Annotated in this window: 31 protein-coding genes and 2 pseudogenes; 20 read left to right on the top strand and 13 right to left on the bottom strand. The window is 72.0% G+C overall.

The window, feature by feature from the left end:
* Window positions 1-24 precede the first annotated feature (24 nt).
* Genes FU792_RS17795 through FU792_RS06365 form a run of 7 tightly spaced genes read left to right on the top strand, consistent with a single transcriptional unit; the run spans window position 25 to window position 6,539 of the window.
* Window positions 25-357 (top strand): GntR family transcriptional regulator, encoded by a 333-nt coding sequence (locus tag FU792_RS17795; protein ID WP_238706066.1) that lies wholly within the window; start codon window positions 25-27, stop codon window positions 355-357.
* Window positions 354-812, top strand: coding sequence for a GntR family transcriptional regulator (locus FU792_RS06390; protein WP_238706065.1), 459 nt, complete (start codon window positions 354-356; stop codon window positions 810-812). Before FU792_RS17795 ends, FU792_RS06390 begins: the two co-directional genes overlap by 4 nt.
* Before the next feature lie 40 nt (window positions 813-852).
* Entirely contained in the window at window positions 853-2,163 is a 1,311-nt protein-coding gene (locus tag FU792_RS06385) for a sugar ABC transporter substrate-binding protein (RefSeq protein WP_022924556.1), read from the top strand.
* Window positions 2,160-3,065 carry a carbohydrate ABC transporter permease gene (locus FU792_RS06380; RefSeq protein WP_022924557.1) on the top strand — a complete coding sequence of 302 codons (906 nt, stop codon included), beginning with the start codon at window positions 2,160-2,162 and terminating at the stop codon, window positions 3,063-3,065. Before FU792_RS06385 ends, FU792_RS06380 begins: the two co-directional genes overlap by 4 nt.
* A complete protein-coding gene (locus FU792_RS06375) occupies window positions 3,062-3,883 on the top strand; it encodes a carbohydrate ABC transporter permease (protein WP_022924558.1) in 822 nt (273 codons plus the stop codon). Before FU792_RS06380 ends, FU792_RS06375 begins: the two co-directional genes overlap by 4 nt.
* Complete coding sequence (locus FU792_RS06370; protein ID WP_022924559.1) at window positions 3,880-5,424, top strand: glycoside hydrolase family 3 N-terminal domain-containing protein; 1,545 nt, start codon at window positions 3,880-3,882, stop codon at window positions 5,422-5,424. Before FU792_RS06375 ends, FU792_RS06370 begins: the two co-directional genes overlap by 4 nt.
* Window positions 5,421-6,539 carry an N-acetylglucosamine-6-phosphate deacetylase gene (locus FU792_RS06365; protein ID WP_022924560.1) on the top strand — a complete coding sequence of 373 codons (1,119 nt, stop codon included), beginning with the start codon at window positions 5,421-5,423 and terminating at the stop codon, window positions 6,537-6,539. Before FU792_RS06370 ends, FU792_RS06365 begins: the two co-directional genes overlap by 4 nt.
* On the opposite strand, the gene FU792_RS06360 is transcribed toward FU792_RS06365, so the two are convergent.
* Window positions 6,445-7,188, bottom strand: a complete 744-nt coding sequence (locus tag FU792_RS06360) for a sigma factor-like helix-turn-helix DNA-binding protein (RefSeq protein WP_022924561.1) — start codon at window positions 7,186-7,188, stop codon at window positions 6,445-6,447. The genes FU792_RS06365 and FU792_RS06360 overlap by 95 nt on opposite strands.
* 241 nt (window positions 7,189-7,429) lie before the next feature.
* Here FU792_RS06360 and FU792_RS18425 point away from each other — a divergent pair.
* The 9 genes and pseudogenes from FU792_RS18425 to FU792_RS06325 all read left to right on the top strand — a co-directional run.
* A pseudogene (locus tag FU792_RS18425) lies at window positions 7,430-8,008 on the top strand (arginine deiminase-related protein); the annotation flags it as partial.
* Window positions 7,902-8,273, top strand: a complete 372-nt coding sequence (locus FU792_RS18420; RefSeq protein ID WP_275100773.1) for an arginine deiminase-related protein — start codon at window positions 7,902-7,904, stop codon at window positions 8,271-8,273. The pseudogene FU792_RS18425 and the gene FU792_RS18420, both read left to right, overlap by 107 nt.
* Window positions 8,189-8,662 carry an arginine deiminase-related protein gene (locus tag FU792_RS18415; RefSeq protein ID WP_275100772.1) on the top strand — a complete coding sequence of 158 codons (474 nt, stop codon included), beginning with the start codon at window positions 8,189-8,191 and terminating at the stop codon, window positions 8,660-8,662. Before FU792_RS18420 ends, FU792_RS18415 begins: the two co-directional genes overlap by 85 nt.
* A gap of 58 nt (window positions 8,663-8,720) precedes the next feature.
* Window positions 8,721-9,299 carry a TetR/AcrR family transcriptional regulator gene (locus tag FU792_RS06350; RefSeq protein WP_022924564.1) on the top strand — a complete coding sequence of 193 codons (579 nt, stop codon included), beginning with the start codon at window positions 8,721-8,723 and terminating at the stop codon, window positions 9,297-9,299.
* The gene (locus FU792_RS06345) at window positions 9,296-10,318 is read left to right on the top strand and encodes a DMT family transporter (RefSeq protein WP_022924565.1); all 1,023 of its coding nucleotides are present in this window, start codon (window positions 9,296-9,298) and stop codon (window positions 10,316-10,318) included. The genes FU792_RS06350 and FU792_RS06345 overlap by 4 nt, the downstream gene beginning before the upstream one ends.
* A 148-nt stretch (window positions 10,319-10,466) precedes the next feature.
* A complete protein-coding gene (locus FU792_RS06340) occupies window positions 10,467-10,865 on the top strand; it encodes a thiol-disulfide oxidoreductase DCC family protein (protein WP_022924566.1) in 399 nt (132 codons plus the stop codon).
* Window positions 10,858-11,283: an SRPBCC family protein gene (locus tag FU792_RS06335; RefSeq protein WP_022924567.1), complete on the top strand. Its 426-nt coding sequence runs from the start codon at window positions 10,858-10,860 to the stop codon at window positions 11,281-11,283. The genes FU792_RS06340 and FU792_RS06335 overlap by 8 nt, the downstream gene beginning before the upstream one ends.
* A 35-nt stretch (window positions 11,284-11,318) precedes the next feature.
* Complete coding sequence (locus tag FU792_RS06330; protein ID WP_022924568.1) at window positions 11,319-12,500, top strand: NAD(P)/FAD-dependent oxidoreductase; 1,182 nt, start codon at window positions 11,319-11,321, stop codon at window positions 12,498-12,500.
* A gap of 238 nt (window positions 12,501-12,738) precedes the next feature.
* Entirely contained in the window at window positions 12,739-13,179 is a 441-nt protein-coding gene (locus tag FU792_RS06325; RefSeq protein ID WP_238706064.1) for a (2Fe-2S)-binding protein, read from the top strand.
* Window positions 13,180-13,239: 60 nt separating this feature from the next.
* Here the strand turns inward: FU792_RS06325 and FU792_RS06320 are convergent, their stop codons facing one another.
* On the bottom strand, window positions 13,240-13,695 hold the full coding sequence (locus FU792_RS06320; RefSeq protein WP_022924570.1) for a MarR family winged helix-turn-helix transcriptional regulator: 456 nt from the start codon (window positions 13,693-13,695) through the stop codon (window positions 13,240-13,242).
* 53 nt (window positions 13,696-13,748) lie between these two features.
* Between FU792_RS06320 and FU792_RS06315 the strand changes: the two genes are divergently transcribed.
* Window positions 13,749-14,165, top strand: coding sequence for an organic hydroperoxide resistance protein (locus FU792_RS06315; protein ID WP_028130940.1), 417 nt, complete (start codon window positions 13,749-13,751; stop codon window positions 14,163-14,165).
* Between the two features lie 102 nt (window positions 14,166-14,267).
* On the opposite strand, the pseudogene FU792_RS06310 reads toward FU792_RS06315, so the two are convergent.
* From FU792_RS06310 to FU792_RS06280, 8 genes and pseudogenes are all read right to left on the bottom strand, one after another.
* Window positions 14,268-14,610 (bottom strand): annotated as a pseudogene (locus tag FU792_RS06310) (DUF2200 domain-containing protein).
* A 63-nt stretch (window positions 14,611-14,673) separates the two neighbouring features.
* A complete protein-coding gene (locus FU792_RS06305) occupies window positions 14,674-14,898 on the bottom strand; it encodes a hypothetical protein (RefSeq protein ID WP_022924572.1) in 225 nt (74 codons plus the stop codon).
* 10 nt (window positions 14,899-14,908) lie between these two features.
* Window positions 14,909-15,355, bottom strand: coding sequence for a helix-turn-helix transcriptional regulator (locus FU792_RS06300; protein ID WP_149814632.1), 447 nt, complete (start codon window positions 15,353-15,355; stop codon window positions 14,909-14,911).
* A gap of 234 nt (window positions 15,356-15,589) precedes the next feature.
* Window positions 15,590-16,057, bottom strand: a complete 468-nt coding sequence (locus tag FU792_RS06295) for a hypothetical protein (RefSeq protein ID WP_149814631.1) — start codon at window positions 16,055-16,057, stop codon at window positions 15,590-15,592.
* An 18-nt stretch (window positions 16,058-16,075) separates the two neighbouring features.
* The gene (locus FU792_RS06290; protein WP_022924574.1) at window positions 16,076-16,777 is read right to left on the bottom strand and encodes a hypothetical protein; all 702 of its coding nucleotides are present in this window, start codon (window positions 16,775-16,777) and stop codon (window positions 16,076-16,078) included.
* A gap of 422 nt (window positions 16,778-17,199) precedes the next feature.
* Complete coding sequence (locus FU792_RS17790; protein WP_238706063.1) at window positions 17,200-18,039, bottom strand: HNH endonuclease signature motif containing protein; 840 nt, start codon at window positions 18,037-18,039, stop codon at window positions 17,200-17,202.
* A gap of 70 nt (window positions 18,040-18,109) precedes the next feature.
* Window positions 18,110-18,574, bottom strand: a complete 465-nt coding sequence (locus tag FU792_RS17785) for a hypothetical protein (protein WP_238706062.1) — start codon at window positions 18,572-18,574, stop codon at window positions 18,110-18,112.
* Between the two features lie 83 nt (window positions 18,575-18,657).
* Complete coding sequence (locus tag FU792_RS06280) at window positions 18,658-19,755, bottom strand: alpha/beta fold hydrolase (protein WP_022924576.1); 1,098 nt, start codon at window positions 19,753-19,755, stop codon at window positions 18,658-18,660.
* Between the two features lie 90 nt (window positions 19,756-19,845).
* Between FU792_RS06280 and FU792_RS06275 the strand changes: the two genes are divergently transcribed.
* Window positions 19,846-20,079 carry a FitA-like ribbon-helix-helix domain-containing protein gene (locus tag FU792_RS06275; RefSeq protein ID WP_022924577.1) on the top strand — a complete coding sequence of 78 codons (234 nt, stop codon included), beginning with the start codon at window positions 19,846-19,848 and terminating at the stop codon, window positions 20,077-20,079.
* On the top strand, window positions 20,076-20,495 hold the full coding sequence (locus tag FU792_RS06270) for a type II toxin-antitoxin system VapC family toxin (protein ID WP_022924578.1): 420 nt from the start codon (window positions 20,076-20,078) through the stop codon (window positions 20,493-20,495). The genes FU792_RS06275 and FU792_RS06270 overlap by 4 nt, the downstream gene beginning before the upstream one ends.
* Before the next feature lie 11 nt (window positions 20,496-20,506).
* On the opposite strand, the gene FU792_RS06265 is transcribed toward FU792_RS06270, so the two are convergent.
* Together FU792_RS06265 and FU792_RS06260 are read right to left on the bottom strand one after the other, a co-directional pair.
* Window positions 20,507-21,127: an FMN-binding negative transcriptional regulator gene (locus FU792_RS06265; RefSeq protein WP_022924579.1), complete on the bottom strand. Its 621-nt coding sequence runs from the start codon at window positions 21,125-21,127 to the stop codon at window positions 20,507-20,509.
* 223 nt (window positions 21,128-21,350) lie between these two features.
* Window positions 21,351-22,583 (bottom strand): hypothetical protein, encoded by a 1,233-nt coding sequence (locus FU792_RS06260; protein ID WP_149814630.1) that lies wholly within the window; start codon window positions 22,581-22,583, stop codon window positions 21,351-21,353.
* 104 nt (window positions 22,584-22,687) lie between these two features.
* Between FU792_RS06260 and FU792_RS06255 the strand changes: the two genes are divergently transcribed.
* Window positions 22,688-23,740, top strand: a complete 1,053-nt coding sequence (locus FU792_RS06255) for a PDDEXK family nuclease (RefSeq protein WP_149814629.1) — start codon at window positions 22,688-22,690, stop codon at window positions 23,738-23,740.
* Here the strand turns inward: FU792_RS06255 and FU792_RS06250 are convergent.
* Entirely contained in the window at window positions 23,643-26,126 is a 2,484-nt protein-coding gene (locus FU792_RS06250; protein WP_275100771.1) for a helicase-related protein, read from the bottom strand. The two genes, FU792_RS06255 and FU792_RS06250, sit on opposite strands and share 98 nt — an antisense overlap.
* Window positions 26,127-26,279 lie beyond the last annotated feature (153 nt).

The following is a 26,279-nucleotide window of genomic DNA, read 5'->3' as shown; positions in this document are numbered from 1 at the left end:
TCCCTCCCGCCCGGTGCGCGGCCGGTGAGCGCCGAGCCCACCAAGCGCGACACGCCCCCGGCCGAGACGGCCGCGGGGCTGGCGGCCGGCGCCCGGGTGGGCAAGGCCGAGGTCGTCCGCCAGCGGCTCGAGGACCTCATCGCCCCGATGAGCCCGGGCGAGCCGCTGCCCGCCGAGCGCGACCTCGCCGCCGAGCTCGGCGTCGCCCGGATGACGCTGCGCCGCGCCGTCGAGGCCCTCGTCGCCGACCACCGGCTCATCCGGCGCCCCGGCGCCGGCACCTTCGTCGCCCCGGCGCGCGTGGACCAGCAGCTGTCCGCCACGTCCTTCTCCACCGACATGCGCTCCCGGGGATGACGCCGGGAGCGCATACCGTGTGGGCGCGGGAGCAGCCGGCCGGCATGATGCTCGGCTCGGTGCTCGGGATCGAGCCCACCGCCACGCTCGTGCACGTCCGCCGCGTCCGGACCGCCGACGGCGAACCCATGGCGCTGGAGGACCTGCACGTGCCCGCCGACCTCGTGCCCGGGCTCACCGGCGCCGACCTCGAGGACTCCTCCTTCTACCAGCTGCTCGAGTCGCGCTACGGCCTGACGATCAGCGCCGCGACGCAGACCATCGAGCCGCACCTCGTCACCGCCGAGGAGTCCGAGCAGCTCGCCACCGACCCCGGCTCCCTGGCGTTCCTCTTCGAGCGGACCTCGCGCGTCGCCGACGGGCGCGTCACCGAGTTCGTCCGGTCGGTCTACCGCGGTGACCGCTACCGCATCCTCGTCGACATCTTCCCCACCTCCACCGGCGAGCACCGGTGACCCATCCCGCACCATGCGACACCCCTCGAAAGGACACACCATGAAGAGCGCATCCCGTGCCACCCGCCTCCTCGCGCTGGCGGCCATCACCTCCCTGACCCTGTCCGCCTGCGGCGGCGACGACGGCGGCTCCGGCGACGGCTCCGGCGAGAGCGGCGGTGGTGATGCCTCGGGCGAGACCCTCACCGTCTGGATCATGGAGGGCACCAACCCCGACCCGACCGCCTTCTTCGACGAGGTGAGCACCGCCTTCGAGGACGAGACCGGAGCCACCCTCGACATCCAGTTCGTCCCGTGGGCCTCGGCGCACGACAAGTTCACCAACTCCATCGCCGGCGGCACCGGCCCGGACGTCGCGGAGGTCGGCACCACCTGGACCCCCGAGTTCGGCGACGCGGGCGCGCTCATGGACCTCTCCGGCCACATCGAGGAGGCCGGCCTCGGCGACGCCTACGTCGACAGCGTCCTCGACGCCGGCACCTACGACGACGCCGTCTACGGCGCGCCCTGGTATGCCGGTGTCCGCTCGATCGTCTACCGCACCGACCTGCTCGAGGAGGCCGGCGTGGAGCCGCCGACCACGTGGGACGAGATCGTCTCGGTCGGCGAGGCGCTCAAGGAGTCCGACCCCGAGCTCATCCCCTTCCCGGTGCCGAACTCCACGCACACCACGACCCCGTTCATCTGGGGCGCGGGCGGCGAGGTCGCCACCCAGGACGGCGACACCTGGACCTCCGGCCTGGACTCGGCCGAGGCGGTCGAGGGGCTGACCTTCCTGGAGAGCCTGGCGAGCGAGCACGACCTGTCGACCCCGGCCGCGAGCACGTGGAACGAGGCGGACACCCGCGACGCCTTCGCCCGCGGCGAGGCCGGCATGATCATCAGCGGCTCGTGGACGCCGAAGTCGATCATCGAGGCCAACGGCGACCTCGAGGGCAAGCTTGGCGTGGTGCCGATCCCCGGCCAGGACGGCGGCATGGCCCCCTCCTTCGCGGGTGGCTCGCACCTGTCGGTCTTCGAGACGACGGAGAACGAGGAGCTGGCGTGGACCTTCGTGGAGATGATGACCACCGGTGAGTTCGCCGAGAAGTGGGGCGAGCAGACCGGCTTCTTCCCGGCCACCACCGACCTGCTGACCCAGCTGGAGGAGGCGGACGACCCGCTGGTCGCGCCCTTCGCCCAGCAGATGCAGGACGGCAGCGCCACGCTCCCGGTCACCCCGCTGTGGGGCCAGGTCGAGGGCGCGCAGACGATCCCGGCGATGATGGAGTCGATCCTCGGCGGCAAGGCCAGCGTCGAGGAGGCCACCACGACCGCCGCGGACGAGATGAACGAGATCTTCGGCTCGTGAGCTCGCCCGCCCTGGGGTCGGCGCGGCGGCCGTGGCTGCTGCTCGCGCCGACCCTGGCCGTCATCGGCATCCTGCTGCTGTGGCCGATGCTCCGCGTGGTCATCCTGTCCTTCCAGGACTTCGGGCTGCGCGAGCTCGTCCGCGGCGGCGCGGAGTTCGTGGCGGTCGAGAACTACCGCGACGTCCTCACCGACGAGCGGCTGTGGAAGGTCGCGCTGCCCAACACCGTCCTCTTCGCGCTCGTCTGCGTCGTCCTCACGGTGCTCGTCGGCACGCTGGTCGCGCTGCTGCTGCACCGGCTGCCGCCGGGGTGGCGGACGCTGGTGACGATGTCGGTCATGGCCGCCTGGGCCGTCCCCGCCGTGACCGGGACGTATGTCTGGGTCTACCTCTTCGACGCCCGCGCCGGCTTCCTCACCGGGCTGCTCGGCCAGCTCGGCCTGGTCGACGTCGCCACCCAGAACCTCTTCACCGAGCGCGGCTGGTTCTACGCCATCGCCACCCTCAACGTCGTGCACCACGGCTTCCCCTTCGTCGCGGTCACCGTGCTCGCGGGGCTCATGACGATCCCGACCGAGCTGCCCGAGGCGGCGATGATCGACGGCGCCAACGCCTGGCAACGCTTCCGGCACGTCACGCTGCCGATGCTCAAGCCGGTCTTCGCGATCGTCACCATCCTGTCGACGATCTGGGACTTCAAGGTCTTCACCCAGATCTACCTCATGCCCGGCGGCGACGGCTCCAACCGTGAGGTGCTCAACCTCGGCACCTGGAGCTACATCACCGCGATGTCGCAGAACAAGTTCGGCCTCGGCGCCGCCATCGCGGTGCTGCTGACCCTGCTGCTGCTCGTCATCACCGCGGTCTACCTGCGCACCCTGTTCAAGGAGGAGGAGCTGTGAGGCGCCTGCTCGGACGCAGCGGGCTGGTGCTGGCCAGCCTCGTGGTCGTCGTCTTCAGCATCTTCCCGGTCTTCGTCATGCTCGGCACCGCCGTCGACCCGGCGGCGAACGCGGGCGGGCGCGGCGTCATACCCGCCGGCATCTCGTTCGAGCACTTCGCCCGGATCTTCTCCGAGACGCGGTTCCCGGACTACCTGCTCAACTCGCTCATCGTCGCGGTCGTCACCGTCGTCGCCAGCGGGCTGCTCGCGCTCTTCGCCGCGGTCGCCGTGGCGCGGTTCCGCTTCTCCGGGCGCACCAAGATCCTCATGATGATCCTCATCGTGCAGATGGTGCCGATGGAGGCACTCGTCATCCCGCTGTTCCTGCAGGCCAAGACCCTGGGATTGCTCAACAGCCTGCTCGGGCTGTCGGTGGTCTACATCGCCTTCAGCCTGTCCTTCGCGATCTGGACGCTGCGCGGCTTCGTGGCGGCGGTCCCGGTCGAGCTGGAGGAGGCGGCCTACCTCGACGGTGCGAGCTGGTGGCAGATGTTCTGGAAGGTGCTCTTCCCGCTCGTCGCCCCCGGGCTCGTGGCGGTGAGCGTCTTCAGCTTCATCCTGGCGTGGAACGAGTTCATCTTCGCGCTCACCTTCATGGCGGACGACGACATGTATACCGCCGCCGTCGGGCTGCGGACCTTCTTCACCCGCAGCGGCACCGACTGGGGCGCGGTCATGGCGGCCAGCTCGATCATCACCGTGCCGGTCATGATCTTCTTCGTCGCCGTGCAGTCCCGGCTGTCCGGCGGCCTCATGGCAGGAGCGACCAAGGGATGAACCAGACCGACCTCCCCGCCGGGGACGACCTGCGGCGGGACGCGCTCGGCGTGCTCGCGCCCGGCTTCGTCGGGACGACGCTGCCGCCCTGGCTGGAGCAGCTGCTCGACGAGGGCCTGGGCGGGGTGTGGCTCTTCGGGCACAACGTCGAGGACGAAGCGCAGGTGCGGGCGCTCACCGACGCGGTGCACGGGCGGCGCGCGGAGGCGCTGGTCTGCGCCGACGAGGAGGGCGGCACCGTCACCCGGCTGCACCACGCCGAGGGCTCGCCCTGGCCGGGTGCGTGGGCGCTCGGGGTCGTCGACGACGCGGAGGCGACGCGGACGGTATACCGGGGGCTGGGCGAGCAGCTCGCCGCGGCCGGGATCGACCTCACCGCGGCGCCCGACGCCGACGTCAACACCGAGCCGGACAACCCGGTCATCGGCGTGCGGTCGTTCGGGGCGGACGCCGGGCTGGCCGCGCGGCACGTGAGCGCGGCCGTTGCGGGACTCGCGGAGGCGGGCGTGGCGTCCTGCGCCAAGCACTTCCCCGGTCACGGGTCGACCACCCTCGACTCCCACCTCGACCTGCCCGTCCTCGACGTCGACCCACAGACCCTCACGAGTCGTGAGCTGGTGCCCTTCCGCGCCGCGGTCGACGCGGGGACGGACGCGATCATGACCGGTCACCTGGTCGTGCCGGGGCACGGCGACCTGCCGGCGACGCTCAACCCGGCGCTGCTCGGGATGCTCCGCGAGGAGCTCGGCCTCACCGGGGTGATCTGCACCGACGCGCTCGACATGGCGGCGGTGGCCGACCGCTACGGGCGGGAGCACAGCGCGGTGCTCGCCCTGGCCGCCGGGGCCGACCTGCTCTGCATCGGCAACCCGGTCTTCCCCGGCGACTACGACGCGGCCGAGGACACCGTGCGGCTGGTGGAGGCTGTGGTGGCCGCGGTGCGCGACGGCGAGCTCTCCGCGGCCCGGCTGGCCGAGGCCGCCGGCCGGGTGCGGGCGCTGGGAGCGCGGCAGGCGGCGCGACGTGCCGGTCATGGCAGAGGTGACGGCGGGGCGGCGGCCGACGGCGGGGACCCCACCTCGCAGCCACGGGAGGCGCCCGACGACCTGGGGCAGCGGGTCGCTTCGCGAGCGGTGCGCGTCACGGGGGTGGGCGGGTCGCTGTCCGGGGCGGACGTGGTGGCGCTCAGCAGGCGGGGCAACATCGCCAGCGGCGCCCGTCAGGAGGTCGTGTCCGAGGTGCTCGCGCAAGAGCTCTCGGGCCGGGTCCGCACGCCGGACCAGACCGTGGACGAGGCGGTGGACGACGTGACCGCGGGCACCGACCGTGGTCCACTGGTGCTCGTGAGCGACGACCACAGTGAGTGGGACGACCCCACGATCCGCGGGCTGCTGGGCCGTGCCGACGCGCTCGTGCACACCGGTATCCGGGATCTCCCCGCCGACCTGGCCGTGCCCCGCGTCGTGCGGACCTACGGCGGCGGCCGGGTGAGCGCGCTGGCCGGTGCCACGGCGTTGCGCGGCCTCGGCGGTGAGCCGTGAGGCTCGTCTCGGCCGAGCAGGTGCTGTGGCCGGACGGCAGCCTCTCCGGCGGCTGGGTCGCCGTGGAGGGGGGCCAGATCGCCCGCGTGGGGCGAGGCGCCCCGACCGAGCCGGCGGACCGGCATACGGCGCTCCTCTCCCCTGGCTTCGTCGACATCCACTGCCACGGCGGCGGCGGCCACAGCTTCGCCACCGTCGACCCGGACGAGGTGAGCAGCGCCGCCATGGCCCACCACCTCGCCGGGACGAGCACCGTCATGGCCTCGCTGGTCTCCGCGGCGCCGGACACGCTGCTCGCCCAGGTGCGGGCCCTGGCACCGCTGGTGCGGGGGCGGATGATCGCCGGGATCCACCTCGAGGGGCCCTGGCTCAACGAGGCGCGTCGCGGCGCGCACGACCCGGCGGTGCTGCGCCACCCCGACCCGGCCGAGATCGACGCCGTGCTGGAGGCCGGCGCCGGGAGCATCTGCATGGTGACGATCGCTCCCGAACTGCCGGGGAGCCTGGACGCGATCCGCCGGCTCGTGGGCGCCGGCGTCGTCGTCGCGGTCGGGCACACCGACGCCGATGCCGACCAGCTCCGGGCGGCGGTCGACGCCGGCGCGGAGGTCGTCACGCACCTGTGCAACGCCATGCGCCCGATCCACCATCGCGACCCCGGGCCGGTCATCGCCGCGCTGGCCGACGCGCGGCTCACCCTGGAGCTCATCGTCGACGGGGTGCACCTGCACGACGACGTCGTCGACCTGCTCCACCGCAGCTCCCGGGCGCGGATGGTGCTCATCAGCGACGCGATGGCCGCGGCGGCCGCCGAGGACGGCCGCTACGCGCTGGGCTCGATGGAGGTCGACGTCGTGGACGGCGTCGCGCGCTCGGTCGACACCGGGAGCATCGCCGGGAGCACGCTCACCCTGGGCCGGGCCGTGCGGCGGGCCGTCGGCGCCGGGCTCGCCCCCGAGGACGCTCTCGTGGCCGCCACCAGCGACCCGGCACGCACCCTCGGGCTCGACGCCGGGAAGATCACCGTGGGCGGCCGCGCCGACCTCGTCGGGCTCGACGCCGACCTCGAGACCCGGTTGGTCGTCCGCGGCGGGGAGATCCTGCACGACTCCTGATCCCGCTCCGGGGTCTCACCGCGCGAGCTCGCGCCGCCGAGCCCGGGTCGAGCCGGACCAGCTGGTCGTAGTGCCGCGTCACGCGGTCCCACCGGGTCGCCGCGGCCGAGGGGGCGGTCGCGTGCTCGGCGCCGACGAGCGCCCGGAGCAGGTAGGTCGCCGCCCCGTCGGGCAGCTCGGCGTCCACGAGCGCGGGCGAGGTGAGCAGCCCCAGGGCCTCGTCGATCTCCTCCCGGTGCCAGGCGACGATCGTCTTCTTCGCGCGGGTGAGGCGGGCTGTCATCGTGGGCTCGGGGACGAGGAAGAGACGCGCGATGTCGTGGGTGCTGACGCCGAGCACGAGCCGCAGCGCGAGGGCGCTCGCGGCCTCGGGAGCCAGCGCCGGGTGGGTGCACATGAGCACCAGCCGGAGCAGGTCGTCCTCGACGAGGCCGCCCGGGTCGGCCCTGGCGCTGGGCGGCCGGCGGTCCAGGTCGGTGGCGACCAGGGCGTGGCGGCGGTGCGCCATCGCCTCGGAGCGCAGCCGGTCTACCACCCGGCGTCGGGCGACGGTCTGCAGCCACCCGGCCGGGTTGTCGGGCACGCCCTCCCCCGGCCAGCGCCGGGCCGCCGCCGCGGGTGCGGACCGTGGTCGCCGTGTCGCCGGCACCGAGCGCCTCAACGCACAGGATCTCGACGCCCTCGCGGGCCTCGCAGGCGCGGCCGAACTCCTCGAACTGCTCGATCATCACCCCCTGCTCCTCCTGCGACATGCCGGACCAGGACGGGAGCTCGCCGTCGGCCATGAGCAGCACCAGGTACTTCATCGTGGTCTCCTTCGATCTCGGGCCGCTCGACAGCTGCCGCGAAGTTTTTCGGGACCTTCACCGGGATGCCTTACATTGCCTGGCGTGAGTGCCCAGGCCCCGTCGTCCGTCATCCTCATCCGCGCCGAGAAGTTCGTGCCCAACCCGGCCACGGCGGCGGACAACGCCTTCCAGCACGACGTGCCCGTCGGGCAGTCGACGGAGGCCACCTCGGCGGCGGCGCTGGCGGAGATGGACGCGGTGGCGCAGGCGCTGCGCGACGCCGGCGTGCGGGTGCACGTCTTCGGCGACTCCGACCACACCCGCCCCGACAGCGTCTTCCCCAACAACTGGCTCTCGACCCATCCGGGCGGCTACGTCGCGGTCTACCCGATGTATGCCTCGAACCGCCGGCACGAGCGGCGCGGGGACATCCTGGAGATGCTCAAGGCGGACTACCGGCTGCAGACGATCGTCGACTACTCCGGGCTGGAGCCGGACGGGATCTTCCTCGAGGGCACCGGGGCGATGGTGCTCGACCACGTCTCGCGGGTCGCCTACACCGCGGTCAGCCACCGTGCGGACACGCACGTGCTGGAGCGCTTCTGCAGCGACTTCAACTACGAGCCGATGCCCTTCGACGCCATCGACTCCGGCGGGGTGCCGGTCTACCACACCAACGTCATCGCCTGCATCGGCACCGAGGTCGCGCTCGTGGCGCTGGACCTCATCGCCGACGAGCAGCGCGGCGGGGGGGGGTGGTGGCGGGGGCGAGGTGCGCGAGCGGCTGGAGGTCACCGGGCGGGAGATCGTCGAGCTGAGCGAGGAGCAGGTGCGCGAGTTCGCGGGCAACGCCGTCGAGCTGTGCGGGCGGACGCCCGAGGGGCGCAAGCGCCACATCATGGCGATGTCGGGCCGCGCCCGGCGCGACTCACCGGCGAGCAGCTGACCGTCATCGAGCGCTCCTGCGAGATCGTCTCGGTCGACATCCCCACCATCGAGCTGGCCGGCGGGTCGGTGCGCTGCATGATCGCCGGCGTGCACCTCGACCCGCGCCCGACCGGGGCGCCCACCCGACCGCCACGGCCGAGGCGATCGACGAGCACCCGGTCAGCGCGGACGGCCAGGTGGAGGACGCCCGTCGGTCCGAGCGGGGGTCGACGGCTCGAGCATGACCTTGCCTCGAGCGGTGCCCCGGTCGGCGGCGACGGCGAAGGCCTCGACGGCGTCGGCGAAGGGGGAAGCTGTGCGTCACGAGCGGGCCCGACGTCGACGCCGGACGCCATGAGCTGCAGCGCGTCGCTGATCTCGTCGACGAAGCGGGAGGAGCCGCGGTAGCCGACCTCCCACGTCAGTGATTAGGTAGACTGATCTACCTACTCCCAGGAGGCTACCCATGTCCCCCCAGTCCCCCACCCGCCCCAGCGCGAGGGAGCGCCTGCTCGAGGCTGCCGCCGCACGCTTCTACAGCGCCGGCGTCGCCGCGACCGGCATCGACGCGATCACCGCGGACGCCGGCGTGGCCAAGATGAGCCTCTACAACAACTTCGCGTCCAAGGCGGACCTGGTCGAGGCATACCTGCAGCGGCGGCACGAGGAGTGGCTGGACCTGTATGCCGTCCGGCTCGCGCCGACCAGGACGCCACAGGAGCGGGTGCTGGCGGTCTTCGACGCGTATGCCGACCACGCCGCGACGTCGCGGACCACCGGCTTTCGCGGATGCGGTCTGCTCAACGCGGCGGCCGAGCTCGCCGACGGCGACCCCGGGCGCGCCGTCGTGCGCGAGCACAAGCGTCAGGTGCAGGACCTGGTCGAGGAGCAGCTCGTCACGGTCCTGGACCCGGCACAGGCGCACGCGCTGGCGGTCCACCTCAGCTTCCTCCTCGAGGGCTCGATGGCCCGTGCGGGGCTGGAGGGTGACCTCGGCCCGTTGGGCGAGGCCCGGGAGATCGCGGCCCAGCTGGTCGGCGCATGAGGACGGCCGGGCCGCTGGCGGTCCTCCTGGCCGCAGCCCTGTTCGGCACCACGGGGACGGCACAGGCCCTCGGACCCGCGGGCACGACGCCGCTCGCGGTCGGGGCCGCTCGGCTGGTCGTGGGCGGCCTCGGCCTGCTCGCCCTGCTACCCCTCATGGGGGCGAGGTTCGGCGACGTGCTGGCGCTGTGGCGCACCCGTGCCGGGCTGGTCGCCGGGGTGTGCACCGCGGCATACCAGCTGTGCTTCTTCGTCGCGGTGGGGCAGACCGGCGTGGCTGTCGGCACGCTGGTGACGATCGGGACCGGACCTGTGCTCGCGGGCGTGCTGGCGCTGGTGCTGCTGGGCGAGCGTCCCACGAGGGCGTGGCTGGTCGCGACCGGCGTCTGCGTGTCGGGGCTCGTGCTGCTCGTGGGTGGGGGCGAGTCGTCCGCCGCCTTCTCCGTGACCGGCGTCGCCGCCGCCCTGACCGCCGCGGCCGCCTACGCCGGCTACACGGTGCTCGCCAAGCAGCAGCTTCGCGAGGGGCACGCCCCCGTCACGGTGATGGCGGGAGCCTTCGGGCTCGGGGGTGCGCTGCTGGTGCCCGTCCTGCTGGCCCTGCCGACCGACTGGCTGGCCAGCGCCCGGGGGATGGGCCTGGCGCTCTACCTCGGGCTGGTGACGACGACCACGGGGTATGTGCTCTTCGCCCGCGGGCTGGCCACCCTGCCCACCGCCTCGGTCGCGACCCTCATGCTGGCCGAGCCACTGGTCGCCACGGCCCTCGGGATCGCGGTGCTCGACGAGCACCTGGGGTTCACCGGCGCGGCCGGTCTCGTCGTGCTGCTCCTGGGGCTCCTCATGCAGGGGGCCGACGCCAGGTCCCTCACCCTCCCCCGCCGCCGACGTCCTTCGGTCGCGCTCGCCTCAGCGACGTCAGCAGGTCCACGGGCAGGTCGGTGTCGTCCGGGAGCTGCTCGCGGGCCGCTGCCGTCGCCTCGTCGTGCCGGGTGGTGGTCGGGGGAGGGCCGTAGGTGACCGTCTGCCGCTGGCCGCGTCGACCGGTGCCCAGGAGCCAGATCGCGAGCACCAGCGCGATGACGATCAACGACCGGAGACGCAGGATCACCAGAGCCCACCTCCGCTCGCGCTCGCACCTGCAGGTGCCCTGCGAGAGACTGCATCCATGACCGCCGCCAGCGCCACCCGAGCCGTCGCCCTCGTCCTCTACGACGCCGACTGCGGCTTCTGCACCCGCGCCGCCGGGTGGATCCCGCGGCTCGGGGCGCAGGTCGAGGTGTCCTCGTTGCAGTCCCACGACCTGGCGGCTCTCGGGGTCGACGAGGACCGTGCCGGCCTGGAGATGCCGGTGGTGCTCGAGGACGGCACGATCGCCTACGGCCACCACGCGTGGGCGCAGGTCCTGCTGCGCTCGCCGCAGCCGTGGCGGCTGATCGGCGCCGCGCTCGACTCGCGCGTCATGGAGGTCCCGGGGGCAGCGGTATACCGGCTGGTCGCCGCGAACCGTGGTCGGCTGCCCGGTGGCACCGCCGCCTGCGCCCTGCCCCCGTCGTCGGGTGCCTGACGCACAGCGCTGGATCCACGCCAGCGGGCCGCTGCCGGTCGACGAGGCGTGGGAGCGGTATGCCGACCCCGACCGGTGGTCCTCCTGGGCGCCGCACCTGCGCGCCGTCGAGATCGAGGCGAGCGGTGTGGACAGGCGGCTGCACCCCGGGCTGACCGGGGTGGTGCTCGGACCCGTGGGGGTGCGGGCGCACTTCGTGGTCAAGGCCGTCGACGAGGCGGCCCGGCGTTGGTCCTGGGAGGTCCGCGCGCTGGGCGTCACCCTGCAGCTGCTCCACACCCTCGACGCATCCCCGGAGGACACCCACGCCGGGCTCGTGCTGCAGGGGCCGTTGCCGGTCGTCCTGCTCTACCGCCCGGTCGCGCGGTGGGCGCTGCGCAGGCTCGTCGCGGTCTCGGGCCACCCGCGCCGCGGATAGTCTGACGAGACGAAGCACCGACCGAGGGGAGCACCATGGCACGCCACGATGTCGTCGTCGTCGGAGCCGGCAACGCCGGCGTCTCCCTGGCGGCGCGGCTGCTGCGGGTCGGCGCGAAGGACGTCGCCATCGTCTCGCCGGACCGGCCGCACCTGTTTCGCCCGCTGCTCAACTACGTCGCCGGCGGGCAGGCCACGATGAGCGAGCTGACGCGCAGCACCGCCTCGGTCATCCCGGCGGGTTGCGTCTGGATCCGCGACAGCGCGGTGGCCGTGCACACCGACGAGCGTGAGGTCGAGCTGTCCGGCGGTGCTCGGGTGGGTTACGGCGACTTGGTGCTGGCCCCTGGCATGGAGGAGAACCTCGACGCCGTACCCGGGCTGGCGGAGGCGATGACGGCCGGCTGGTCGCTGACCGCCCACCTGGAGTCGCAGGCGCCGGCCGTGTGGGAGGCCGTCGAGGGTATGTCGAGGGGCCGGGTCGTCTTCACCCTCCCGCCCGAGCCCTCCCCCTGCGGCGGAACGGCGCTCAAGCCGTTCTTCCTGGCGTGCGACGAGTGGCGCCGGCGCGGCGTGCTGAACGACCTCGACGTGCACCTCGTGACGCCGTTCACCGGGGTCCTGGGGTTGCCGTTCGCGGACGACCGGTTGGACGCACAGCTCGGCGAGCTGGAGGTCAGCGTGCACCGCGAGAGCACGGTGACCTCGGTCGACCACGGGCAAGGGACGGTGACGGTGGACGGGCCGACCCCCACGGTGCTCGACGAGGTCGACCGCGCCTTCGTGGTGCCGCCCTACCGGGGCCAGGGGTGGCTCGCGCCGCTTGCCCGAGAGGAAGCGTCCGGGCAGATCGACGTCGACCCCGAGACCATGGCCCACCGCTCGGCACCACGCGTCTGGAGCCTGGGCGACGCCGCGGCGCTCGACACCCGGCCGTCCGGGGGCGCGCTGCGCCGACAGGTGGAGGTGCTGGCCGACAACATCGCCCGCAGCCGGCTGGGACAGCCGCTGCGTCGCTACGACGGCTACACCATCGTCCCCGTCACGCTCGACCGGCGCCGGCTGCTGCTCGCCGAGTTCGACCGGACCGGCACGCAGGCACCGACGACACGTCTGGTCGACCTGAGCGTCCCGCGCCGCGCGCTGTGGCTCTTCGACCGCTACGTCGAGCCCCTCCTCTACTTCCGCGCGCTGCTCCGGGGGCGCCTCGTCCCCTGAGCCTCGCTTCCGGGCCGGTGCCCGCGGCGGCACACCCTCCGCCTCGAGGTGCGGGCCCGCACGTGCGGGCGCACCATGGAGCGATGGAGCAGACCCAGTCCCAGCCCGTCCCCGCCGTCGTCCGCTGGACCCGGCGCCTGGAACAGACCGAGGCGCTGGACGGCGCGGTGAGCGCCGTCGAGCCGACCATCACCTCCCTCTTCGGGTCCGGCACCACCGGCTGGGTGCTGCGCGGCGAGTGGCTCGGCGCCACGCCCTGCACCCGCTGCTCACCGACATCACCATGGGGTCGTGGACCTCGGCGACCGTCCTGGACGTCGTCGGCGGGCCCGGCTCCGCACCGGCGGCGCAGCGGCTGGTGGGCCTGGGGCTCCTCACCGCCGGACCGACGGCGTGGTCCGGCTGGGCGGAGTGGTCGGAGACCGGTCCCCGCGACAAGCGGGTCGGCCTGGTGCACGCAACCGGCAACGGCCTCGCCGCCAGCGCGTATGCCGCGTCCTGGCTCGCGCGGCGCAGCGGTCACCACCGGCTCGGCGCCCTGCTCGCACTCGGTGGTGCCGGGGCGTCCGGCGTGGCGGCATACCTCGGCGGTCACCTGGCCGTGGCCCGGGACGTCGGCAGCCGGCACCCGGCCTTCGACGACACGGCTCTCGAGGACACGACAGAGATCGTCGCCTGACCCGGCCGACCCGGGTTAGTCTTGCCAGCTACCGCTCCTCCACCCGTCCCCGCTCGCGGCTCAGCTGGCCTCCGGCCGCCCACCCTCCAGCGACTCGATCACCTGGTCCAGCAACGACCGCAGGTCACGGCGCTGCGCCTCGCTCATGCCCATGCCCCCGGCGAGCCGCTCCGGCACGTCGGCGACGTCGTCGCGCAGCGACCAGCCGCGGTCGGTCACCGAGACCAGGACCCGCCGCTCGTCGCGCTCGTCGCGCACCCGCCGGACGAGGCCCGCGGTCTCCATCCGCTTGAGCAGCGGGGTGAGCGTGCCGGAGTCCAGGTGCAGCCGGCTGCCGAGCTCGCGCACGCTCGGCGGCTCCTGCGCGTCCCAGAGGGCCAGGAGCGTGAGGTACTGCGGGTAGGTCAGACCGACCTCGGCGAGCAGCTCGGCATATCTCCGGGTGACGGCGCGGGAGGCGGCGTAGAGCGGCAGGCAGAGCTGCTGGTCGAGCGCGAGTTGGGGGTAGCCGTCCATACGCCCAGCATACCCGTTTGCGCCATTCGATTGCGCAAAATAGAGTTGCGCACATGGACACTCTCTACACCGCCACCGCCCTCGCCACCGGAGACGGCCGCAACGGCCGCATCGAGTCCAGCGACGGCATCCTCGCCGCCGACGTCCGCGGCCCGAAGGAGATGGGCGGCCCGGGCGGCGCGACCAACCCCGAGCAGCTCTTCGCCGCCGGGTATGCCGCGTGCTTCCACTCCGCGCTGCGCGGCGTCGCGAAGCGCTCCGGCGCCGACGTGACCGACTCCGAGGTGGTCGCCGATGTCGCGATCGGCCCCAACGGGGAGGGCGGCTTCGGCCTTGCCGTCGGTCTGGAGGTGACGCTCCCCCACGTCGAGCGCGCCGATGCCGAGAAGCTCGTCGAGCAGGCGCACCAGGTGTGCCCCTACTCCAACGCCACCCGCGGCAACATCGAGGTCACCCTCACCGTCGCCTGACAGACACAGGTATGCCGTCCCGGGCGCCAGGCGACCATCTCAGGACCACCTGGCGCTCGGATCCCGTCCCTGGCTCGCCCGGAGCAGGACGGGGCGTCGACGTCAGGACCTCAGCACCTTGATCATCGGGCGTCCCTTGGCCAGCTCGTCGACGAACTTGTCCAGGTAGCTGATCTGCCCCATCAACCGGGTCCTCGACCTCGTGGACCTTGACACCGCACACCGAGCCGGTGATCTGGTCCACGCGCGGGTTGAGGTCCGCGGCGGCGAAGAAGTCCTCGAAGGTCGTCCCATCGGCCAGGTGCCGGCTCAGCTCGGCGTCATCGAACCCGGTCAACCACCCGAATACCTCGCGCACCTCGGCCTCGGTCCGCCCCTTGCGCTCGGCCTTGGTCACGTAGTGCGGGTAGACCGAGGCGACCCTGACGCTGAAGATGCGGCTCATGCCAGGTCCTGGTCCTCAGGTGCGGGTGGTGAGGCGTGGGTCGTCCTGGCCGTCAGGTCCGGGTCAGCGCCCGCGGTCCTCGACGGTGCTCTGTCGACCGTGAGCGGCCGTCGCATCGCCCTCCGCCTCGTCGCCGTGCTTGTCCTCAGCCGTGGCGTCGTCGGGGCCGGTGTCGTTGGTGTCCGGGGTCTCGGGGACGGCGTCGGCGCCCCCGCGGATAGTCTCCTCGTTGAGGGAGCCGGAGCCACCCTCGGAGACGGTGCCGCCCTGGTCGGAATCATGGGTCATGAACCTCAATCTACGTCCTGGCTCGCAGCATCTCCTTCCGGACAGTGGCACCGAGGCCGAGGCCGATTACCGGACCCTGCGCACCAGGGTGGGTGAGCACGTGGACGAGCTCACGCCGGCTGCGGACCCCTACCTTTCTGAAAACCGACTTGAGGTGATCCTGGACGGTGTAGGCGCTGATGGCCAGGCGATGGGCGATGGCCGTCGTCCCAGCCCCCGCGACCACCTCGCGCACCACCATCCGCTCCCGGGGAGTCACGTCATACAGGTCGAGGTCCAGCTCCATGGTGTGCTCGGCGCTCGCGGGCTCGACCGTGACCACCGTCCGGTCCGAGCCCGGGTCACCGCTCAGCGGCGCCGCTCGGAGCATCAGCCACCGGCCGGTACGGGTGCGGGCGCGGACGAAGGGCGAGACCATGTGACCGGCCTGACGCAGGCGAGAGGCCTCGGCGACCATCCGCACGGGTGCGGGCAGCGTTCCGCCGGGTCCCCCTCCCAGCTGGTCGAGGTATGCCTGTGCCGTCGCGGTGGTCCCGCTCGCCCGACCCTCCGCTTCCACCACGAGCACCGAGGCCTGGGCCTCCTCGACGCCCGGTGCCGCGCGCGCAACACCCGCGACACCAGCAGCGGCGGCAGCCGACGCACGCACTCCGGCGCCAGCAGGTCCTCGAGCGCACTCAGCGTGGCTGCCTCATCGGCGGTGAACCCGGGTCGGTGAGGTGCGCGGTAGAGCCCGCACGCGGCCACCATGCTGCCGCCGGACCGCACCACCGAACGCATCTCGTGCTCGAGGTCGAAGTGGGGGGCCAGCAGCTCCCGCACCGGGGGTGCTGTGCAGACCCGCAGGGATGTGGTCGGCGAGGATGCCCACGCCGTCCGGGCGACCGGTCAGGGTCGTCATGGTGATGGGGTCGGGGTGGGTGAGCTCGAGCCTGATGAAGAGCTCGTCCAGCGAGTCGTCCAGCCCCGTGCGAAAGGTGTCGGTGAGGATGCCGGACACCGGGTCGACCAACGCGAGCACGGCGGCGTCGTGCGGGACGATGCCGTCGATGACCTCCTGCGCGGCGGCGGCGAAGTCCCCCCACCGCAGACCGTCTTCGGCGAGGCCAGCCACCTGTCGCCGGGACCGCTCCAGCGTCGCTCGCCGTCTGCGCGCCATCGCTCCAGGCTAGTGGGGCTACTCCGGCTGCGCCAGCACGTCGTCGAGCACCGTCGCGGCGAGCTCTCGGGCCACCGCCGGGTCGGCCGCCTGGGTCTCGACACCCATGCTCCCGACCTGGATGGCGACGCGTGGCCAGCCGTTGGCCAGCTCCGGGTCCCCCTCGTGGCTCTGGCAGACGGCTGGGCGTCCGGAGATCTCGCAGGGCTCGTAGGGGTCCGCGGCCATGCTCTGAAGGAACTCCCGCTCGCTCCAGTCCGCCTGGACCCAGACGCGTGCCACCTCGAAACGCTCGTCGCGCAGAGAGCACAGGCTGTCGACCTCGGTCACCTCGTCGGCGCGCAGCTCGACGAAGTCGTCCACCACCGGGCGTAGCTCCTGCTCGTCCAAGGCGTCACAGAGAGCCTGCGCGTCGGCCAGCAGCACCTCGAGGGACTCCTCACCCGGGTCTGCCCCCGCAGGCTCCATCCCGCCGGACGGGTCTGCCTCGGTGTCCTCCGACGACTCCTGGGCGTCCCCCTCCTGGCTGTCCTGCTCCTGGGTGCCCTCCTCCTGGCTGTCCCGCTCCTGGGTGCCCTCCTCCTCACTACCTGCGCCCGCTTCGTCGGCCTCCTGCGCTGCGGCGTCCTCTTGTTCGGTCGCCTGACTGGTTCCGTCGTCCGTCGCCGAGTCAGCGCCGCTGCCGGAGCAGGCCGACAGCACCGCAACACCCGCGACCATTGCCACCCAGGCGACCGACGAACGACCTGTCCGGCGGGTTCCTCGGCAGGGTCGAAGGTCGCTTCGGCCCTCTCGTCGCCTCGTTCCTGGGTTCACGATCGATCTCCTGGGTGTCGGTAGGTCCCTGCCGCCTGCCGCCCGGCATCGTCGGGCGTGACGACGACCCTGGCAGTGCTGAGGCGGGCACCGCCATCCCAGACATCTGGGATGGACCAGTCATGCTTCGAGGGACGACGCGGGAGTCCCTGCCGGACCTTCCAGAGATCACCGGTCCTGCGGCTGCCACGACCGACCCCATCGGCTGAGCCCTCGTCAGCCCGGGGATCCTTGCTGTGGCCGGCGACGACACTTCCTCGTGCGCCCCGGAGTCCCGACGCACAGCCCGACAGCCCGGCCCGCCCGGGCCGGGTGCGGGGGCGGGGTCATCGCAGCCGCCACCGCACACCGGTCTCGTCGACGTCGGCGGTCGCGTCGTGCTGGTGCAGCCAGGTGTGGTGCCGAGGACAGAGCAACGCGTAGTTGCCCAGGTCCGAGCGGCCACCGCGGGCCCAGTGCACGACGTGGTGCGCATCGCACCAGGTCGCGGGCACGTGACACCCGGGGAAGGTGCATCCGCCGTCCCGGTGCGCCAGCGCCCGTCGCTGACCCGGGGTGACCAGCCTCTTGGCCCGCCCGAGGTCGAGGATCTGCCCCGCCTCGCCCAGCACGGCCGGGATGACGTCGGCCTCGCACGCCAGCTGACGCACCTCGTGGGCCGGCACCGTGCCCTCGTGCACCGTGCGCCCGGTCCCACCCAGGGCACCGCGCAGCTCCTGCAGCCCGATGGTCACCATGACCTGCGCCTTCGGGGTGGTGGGCTGACCCTGCGTGCCCGCCACGCCACGGCGGAAGACCGTCATGAACGCGTCGTAGCGCCGTTGACCCGCGGTGCGCAGGTCCAGCCCGGCCACCGTGGGTCCGCCGCCAGTGGTGGCGTGGACGGCCTCAGCAGCCCCACCGCCGGTGGTGGCAGGGCCGGCCTCGCCCCCGGCATCCGTGCTCAACTCGGTGATCGCGTCCGTGGTCGCATCGGGGCGAGGCGCCGGTGCAGCCAGCGGCGACATCAGCACAGCCTTGATGGCCTCGTAGTCGGCGTCGCTGCCCACAGTCAGCACGAACCGGCGCAGCGACCCGTCGGCCAGCGACGACTCGTGCACGTCACGCAGCTCGTGGCGCGCCTGGGCGCGCGCCACCTGCTCCTTCTCGGACAGGCACGTCGCCACGAGCTTGGACGTGATCCTGCCCAGGTCCCGCTCGTCGAACTCCTCACGCGCCGCGGCCGCGGTCAGGAGCTCAGTCGCCTCGGCATACTCGCTCTCCCGAGCGCGGGCCGGATCCTCGTGAGTGCCCGCAGGATCTGGGCGGCGCGGTGCACCGGCACGGTCGAGTCCTGGACGGCGTCCCCCAGAGGGCGTGGACCCGCTGCTGCGCGGCACGGGCGACCATCGCGATCTCGATCGCGGTGCGCGAGGCGAGCCCCGGGCATACCAGCCGGACCCAGTCGACGTCGGAGAACCCGGCCTCCTGGTGCAACCCTCGCGCCAGCCCTTCGCGCGCCACCGCGACGAGCAACGCGTGCGTCCGAGCCGCCACCCCGTCCAGCGCGCCCAGCACGTCGCCCAGCTCGCTCTCCTGGAGCAGAGCCGGCGACGCGAGCGCCGTCGTGGAGCGGTCGAGGGAGTCAGCCAGACCAGCCAGCAGCACGGACACTCCCCCGGCACGACCGCCACCCGCCTCGCTCCCCCACCCTGACTTCATACGGACAAGTGTACGAGTCGGCTCTGACACACCCCCTCCGTGGCGGAGGTGTCAACTCACCTGTGACCGTTCTGCGCGTGACCTCAGACGTCAGCCGCGAGCAGCTCGCCGAGGTGCTGGTCGATCTCGGCGAGGTAGGACTCCTCGAACCCGAAGAGCCCGAAGTGGCCGGCGATCGAGTGCAGGGTGCGCAGTTCGCTGCCGGGGACGAGCTCCTGCTCGCGCGCGCAGTCGCGCGGCGGGAAGAACATGTCCTCATCGATCGGCATCACGAAGGTCTTCGCGGTGATGCGGCCGAGCGCGGCCGCGAGGTCACCGCCGGTATGCCGCGCGACGTCGCCGCGCTGCCACTTCCACGCCATGCTCAGCAGCGCATTGGGGTCCATGGCCCCGAAGGTCGGCCGCAGGAAGCGGTCGCGGAACTCCTCGAAGGTGTCCCAGGTGACGTCCGGCAGCTCGATGTTGCGCCAGAACTCGGAGCGCCAGAACTCCGTGGACAGACCCACCACCGCCCAGATGTCGGCGTGCCGGCGCAGCCCGTCAGCGACGTCGGCCGGTGAGGAGTAGTCGCCGCCGTTCCAGCCCGGGTCGGACGTGATCGCGTCCATGAGCGTCTGGGTGAAGAGGAAGTCGTGCGGGGTGTTCTGCGCGGTGCCGGCGATCATCGCCGCCCGCTGCACCTTGTCCGGGTAGCGGACCGCCCACTCCCACGTCTGCTGGGCACCCATCGACCCGCCCACGACGAGGGCGAGCCGGTCGATGCCGAAGACCTCGCGCATCAGCTGCTCCTGGGCACGGACGTCGTCGCCGATGCGCACCTGCGGGAAGTTGGCCATGGCGATCTCGCCGTCGGCGGTGTGCGGGGAGGTCGAGAGGCCATTGCCGATCTGGTTGACGACGACGATGAAATACCTCGACGGGTCCAGCGCGCGGCCCTCGCCGATGTAGGCCAGCTCCCAGGTCTGGTGGGTGCCGGAGAACCAGGTCGGGATGAGGATCGCGTTGTCCTTGGCCTCGTTGAGCTCGCCGAAGGTGGCGACCGCGAGCTGCAGGTCCGGGATGACACCTCCCTCCTCGAGCTCGAAGGAGCCGAGTGAGTGCAGGTCGTATGCGCCCTGCACCTCGGGCGTGTAGAAGGGGTTGTCGATCGGCATGGCGGACTCCTCGTCGAGTGCGGTCACGGTGGTCGCGAGCCTACAGGTGCCCGTGGAGTGCTGCCGTCCGACCCGACCCAGTGATATCGTTGATGATATCTCTGCGAGAGGAGCACCGTGGCATCGATCGTCATCCGGGGCCTCGACCAGTCCGTGAAGGAGCGGCTGGCGGCCCAGGCGAGGGAGCACGGCCGGTCCATGGAGGCCGAAGCCCGTCACATCCTCACGAAGGGCACGCAACACCCCAACGTCGGTCTTGCGCTCTTCCGGGCAGCGCAGGAGGTCGGCGGCATCGAGGACCTCCCCGTCCCAGGGCGCACCGACATCGCACGGGCGGCAGATCTCGGTTGATCGTCCTCGACACCAACGTCCTCTCCGAGGCGCTCCGACCGCAGCCTGACGCGAACGTGCTGGCATGGTTGCAGACGATCACCGGCGACGTCGCCATCACGTCGATCACCCTGGCAGAGCTGCTCGCAGGCGTACGCCGCCTGCCGGACGGGCGGCGCAAGATGGTGCTGAGCAACCAGCTCGAGACTGCGCTCCGGCCCTACCGTGGGACCAGCGCCGTCCTGGCGTTCGACGACACGGCGGCAGATCACTACGCCGCCGTCCTCGTCGCTCGTGAGCAGGCGGGCCTGCCCATCAGCACGGCTGACGCACAGATCGCGGCGATCTGCCGAGCGCACGCCGCGACCTGCGCGACGCGCAACACCAAGGACTTCGAGCTGACCGGCATCCAGCTCGTCGACCCCTGGGCTGCCTGAGCACCGACCGTTCAGCCGGCCGGGCGTCTCTCCCGGACCCGCTTCATCTCGTCCGCGAGCCCGGGGTTGTGCTCCCCCACATGGTCGATCACGTTGTCGACGACCTCCGGCGCCTTGTTCTGGCTGAGCTTGGCGTGGGCGTCGAACCGGTCGACCCGCATCCGGAAGCTCACCGCGCCCCTGGCCTCCCGGCGGGTGGCCGCCTCGTCCTCGGCGAGCGAGCGAGCGCCGGGCCGGTCCCGCTCGAAGTGGTCGGTCAGGAGAGAGAGCGCCGCGTAGTTCTCCTCCTCGTCGAGGATCTCGGGCGTCCCGTAGAGATGTGCCGTCACGTGGTTCCACGTCGGCACGAGCTCGCCGGGGGCGTACCAGCTGGGCGAGATGTAGTCGTGCGGCCCCTGGACGATGACCAGGATCTCGTGCCGCCCCAGCTCGTGCAGCCGGTCGTCGGGACGACCGACGTGGCTGAGGATGGTGATGTCCGGGCCGTCGGCGCTCTCGTCGAGGATGACCGGGTAGTGCGACGCGACCAGCCCGGTGCTGCTGGGCGACACGATCGTGGCCCACGGATGGTTCCGGATCAGTCGGCGGACCTCGTCGGGGTCGGTCATCAGATAGTGCGGGGTATGCCGCATCGCGCCTCCGTCGTCGTGTCACCCGGACCTGTCCTGGGTTCAGCCATTCTCCTCGGGGCGGACGCACATTTCGCCCCAGTGGGGCCCGGTCTGCCGCGACCGAAGCTCAGGTCGAGGAACCCAGCCAGCGGTCGGCTCGCCGGGTGTTCCGGAACTTCGCATAGATGGAAGATGTCTCTCAGTTAAGCGAGATCCGATGCACCCAGGAGGGCATCACGTGCTGCTACGCATCGCCCGAGCGCTTCTCCTCGATCCGCTTCGCCCTTCGCAGGACCCGCTCGTCTCGACGCTCCTCGACCGCCCGACCGAACAACCGGGCACGGCCCGCCACACCTGTGCCGGCGGTGGTCACGACCGTGGAGGCTTCGACCAGAAGACCGCGGGCCGCCCTGGCCCACGGGGTCAGGTCGACCGACCCCGAGCCGCCGAGCTCCAGGCCGGCGTGCTGCGCGAAGGCGGAGATGCTGTCGGCGATGGAGTTGGCCTGTCGAGCGACCTTCGGCGCGGAGATCGGGTTGGCGACCTTCGCGGCGTTGGACAGCGTGGACGACGCGGTGACCGAGTCCACGATGGCTTCCAGGCCGGCCACGATGCGACGGACCCGATCTGACCTGGCCACCGTGATTCCTTCACGGTGGGCGTCCAGCTGCTGCTCGTCCTCGTCAGCGACCCGGGCCAGCTCGAGGACGTACTGCCTGTCCTGCAGGGCGATCGTCCGGGCCAGCACACTCAGCCAAAACTGGACGTCGTCCCTGGCCTGGGTGAGCACCTTCGCGGCCTTGTCCGCGTCTCCGGCCGCGGCCTTAACGTCCTCGCTGAGGGCGTGTAGCTGTTCTATCGACTCGGCCTGAATGGTCTGCAGGGCAAGGGACGTGCCCTGCACCTTGGACCACGTGGTGCCCGAGACGGTCCCGGTCGAAGCGTAGATGGAGGCCGCCTCGTCGATCGCGAGCGAGACACCACCGATCTGGCCGAGGGTCTCGGTCTTGCGCTGCTTGAGCAGCTGGTCCAGCTTGCGGTCGATCTCCTCGAGGTAGGCGGTGATGTCGTCCAGCGCCGACTCGATGGCGTACTGGGTCGCCATGGCGCCAAGGACCGCGGGTGCTGCAGGCGTGAGAGCCCCGACCTTGGAGACGTTCTCGAACCGGACGTGCTTGGCGATCTCGCCACCCTTGCCCCGGATCACGCCAGACGTCAGCTTGTCGACGCCACCAACTGCAGCCTTGGCAGTTGCGGCCGACTCACTCGTGAGCTTGACCCACCGTCCGCTCTCTGCGACGAGTTGCCCGCCAGCTGTTCCCGCGTAGCCGATCACCCTCGCCAGGTGTTTGGCCGACAGCGGCCTAGACGCCAGGCCCGCATCGTCGTCGAATACTTCCAGCGCCGCCTCGCTACCGAAGACGAGCACACCGTCCTCGGCCTCGTAGACCGCGACCGTCTCCCCTGCCTCTGCCATGCCGTGATCGTAGTCCCCGCCCACGACACCCCCTCGGTGAGTGTCCGTACCGGGCGTCACTGCGACAGCGGGGTCCGTGCTGCTAGACAGAGACCATGGCGTACATGGGCAGGCTATCCTTCGGCCGTCTGACCCAGGCGTGGGCGGGCGAGGCGTCCGACTTCACGCCTCTCCTCGTGGATCGGCTCGACCAGCTCGGTGAGGCGCTGGACCTCGAGCTCGTCGCCGCCGGGCGATCGGAGGTGACGACGACGGGTGGTCGCCGGATCGACATCGTGGCCCAAGGGTCGGACGGCAGCGAGCTCGTCATCGAGAACCAGTACGGCCGTGCGGACCACGACCACCTCACGCGTGGGCTGGCCTACGCCGTCGCACGAGACGCCCGTGGGCTGGTTCTCGTGGCCGAGGAACATCGCGACGAGTTCCGTGCCGTCGCGCAGTACCTCAACGACATACGGGAACTGGACCCTGAGCGAGGGATCGCCGTGTGGCTGGTGGAGGCGCGAGCAGTGCGGGTGGACGACGGCCCCTGGGCACCGCTCTTCACGGCTGTCGTGCAGCCGAACCAGTTCACCGCCACCGTCGAACGAGCCAAGCAGGAGGAACGGCCCGCCTCGCTGACACAGTTCTGGGAGCAGTTCGACTCGGATGAGACCGCTACAACAGTTCGCGCGATCCTCGACCGGTGGGAGGCCGCGGGCCACCGGCGCCGGCTAGGACCGACTCACGTGGTCCTGGAGGCCCGCGGACCGGCGGTGAGTGGCACTCGCACGGTCGTCGCGCTCTACACCGACGGTCGTGTCATGGTGCCGTTCAGCTCCTACGCGGGGCAGAACAGTGGCGTGTCCGTGCCCGCCCTCACGACGGACGAGTTCCGCGCCCGTGCGGACGCCCTGTTCGGCTTCGGCGGCACGGAACGACAGGCGCGTACCGAGCCTGGATGGCTGACTCCAGAGAGGATCGAGCCGCTGTGGGCCTTCTGCACCACGGTGGCGGACGCGTATGAGACGCACTCGCGACCGACGTTCGCGGAGCCATCGACTAGGCGTCCGACCGCCCTCAGCGGGTTGTGGCCACATCACCGCCCAGCCGCACGAACTCCACGCACGGCCCTCTCTCCACCGCCAGGTCGAACCCCTCCCCCTGTCGACCCCTGACGACGGCCCCCTCCGCCGCCGACTTTGCAGTCAGCTCCGCCAACCGTCTCTCCCGGTCCCCCACCTCCGCCTCGCTGCCCGTCCCACGGACGGCCACGACGGCGACAGTCTCCGGACCGACCGCCCCGGTCGTCTCCGCCAGCTCGATGGCCCAGGCACGGTCCACCGACGCATGAGGCGTCAGCTCCAGGGCAGCCCCCACCGCCACCTCGTCTCGGCCACCGTCTCGTTCGACCCGCCAAGTCCTGGGGTAACCGTCCTCCGTCGTGGTCACCAGGAGGTAGTCGGCCGCGGCCGTCAGGTCCACCAGCATCACCCCGTCCACCATCGCCTCGGCGAGGTCGTCCAGCACCTGGCGCGTGAGCGCCGTCAGCAATGGATGGCCCGGCGCCAGGAACTGGCTGGCCCCCACCTCGTCGTCCAGCCCGGCACGGTCCAGGTGGAGCCGCCGGTAGTGCCGCTCCACCCCCGGGACCTCGGCCAGCACCGCCGGCACGTAAGGCACGGACCACACGCCCCGGCCCACCTCGTGGACCTCCGCCCCGTAGCGGCGCAGCGCCCGCCGGGCGAACTCCGGCACCGTCGACACCTGCGGGTCGAGCCTGCGCGCCCAGGCCAGCTGCCGCTGAATCAGCTCGAGGTCCTCCTGGGTGAACTCGGTCGTGCTGGCCGCCCGCCGCTGCACCTCCTCCGCCAGACCACGGTCCAGCCGGTCCGACAGCACGTCCAGCCCGTCACCGGCCGAGGTGCCCCGCACCGCCTGGGTGAGGATCCGGCTCAGGTCCGCACCGGACAGCACGTCGCCCAGCACGTCGAAGACCCGGTCCCCCAGGGCGTCCCGCTGCACCTGCAGCTTGCCCAGCAGGGTCTCGAAGACGGCACCCTCACGGGTGTCGGCCGCGACGAGGTTCCACAGGTGGCAGGTGCGTTCCTGGCCGATCCGGTGGATGCGACCGAACCGCTGCTCGAGCCGGTTGGGGTTCCAGGGGATGTCGTAGTTCACCATCAGGTTGGCCACCTGCAGGTTCACCCCCTCGCCCGCCGCGTCGGTCGCCAGCAGCACCGAGCAGGCCGGGTCGTGGGTGAAGTCGTGCTGCGCCTGCCGGCGCTCGTGCCGGGCCGTCAGCCCGCTGATGACCGCCACCCGCTCCCCCGGCCGGACGATCTCCGCCAGCCGCTCCTCCAGGTAGTCCAACGTGTCGCGGTGCTCGGTGAAGACGATGATCTTGCGCCGGAAGCCCCGTTCGTCGGTCATGTCCGGGCTCGTCAGCAGACCCGCGAGGGCGTCCCACTTGCGGTCCACGCCCTCTTGCCGCACCTGCCGTGCCCTGGCCACGAGCCGTTCGAGGACGAGGATCTCCCCCTGCAGCTCGGCCGGCGTCCGGGCCGACGTCGCGTCGGACTGCGCGTCGTCGTCGACCTCCTCGTCCTCGTCCCTCTGCCCCGCGGCACCACCCGCCAACGACGCCGCCAGCAGCCGACCCAGGTCCTGCTCCGCCTCCCGTGCCAGCTCCAGCTGGGTGCGGAGCAGGTCGAGCCGCCGCTCCAGCGAGCGCAGGATCGCCTCGGGCGAGGAGGCCAGCCGCCGCTGCAGCACCATCATCGCGAAGCCCACGTGCCGGCGGACCGTGTCGTCCATGACCTTGTTCATCTCGTCGGCGACGTACTCGGTCACCGCGTCGTAGAGCACCCGCTCGGGACCGGCCATGGCGTAGGTGAGCGTGGAGGCCACCCGGGGCGGGAACAGCGGGCTCCCATCGGCGTGGACGAGCTGCTCCTTCACCAGCCGGCGGACCGGGGCCTGCTCGAGCACCGGGCGGTCGGGGTCCAGCTCGACCTCCAGCAGGCGCATGAAGTGCTGGAAGTCCGAGGACTTGCCGTTGTGCGGCGTCGCGGTGAGCAGCAGCAGGTGCTCGGCCACCGAGGCCAGGTCCTGCCCCAGCTGGTAGCGCTTGCTGAAGAACGTCTTGGACCCCCAGTCGCGCGCGCTCATCTTGTGCGCCTCGTCGACGACCACGACGTCGAACCCCGTCCTCAGCACCGCGTCCCGCAGGTCGACGTTGCGCGCCAGCTGGTCCACCCGGGCCACGACCAGCGGCCCCGCCGGGGCGACTGTCGGCCGGGCGGGGTCGCTCCGGTCGAGGTGCTCCGTCCCCAGCTCGACGAAGGCGAGGCCGAACTTGGTCCACATCTCCTCGACCCACTGCTCGGTCAGGCTCCCCGGCGCGACGATCAGCACCCGTCCGGCCCGCTGCAGGGCGAGCGTCTCCTTCAGGTAGAGCCCGGTCATGATCGTCTTGCCGGCCCCGGGATCGTCCGCCAGCAGGAAGCGCAGCTGCTCGTGCGGGAGCATCTCCTGGTAGACGGCCTGCACCTGGTGGGGCAGCGGGGCGATGTTGGAGGAGCTGACCGCGAGCAGGCGACCCTCCGTGCGGCGCGGCGGTCAGCGCCAGCGCCAGCAGCCCCAGCCGGACGTCCGACCACGACGCGCCCCAGGTCGCCGACCGCCGGGCCGGCGCGACCGCGGCGGCCTGCTCCC

This window comes from Serinicoccus marinus DSM 15273, assembly GCF_008386315.1.
Taxonomy (GTDB): Bacteria; Actinomycetota; Actinomycetes; order Actinomycetales; family Dermatophilaceae; genus Ornithinicoccus; species Ornithinicoccus marinus.
Note: the sequence above shows the minus strand (reverse complement) of the source record. Positions and strands in the feature narration are given on the sequence as shown.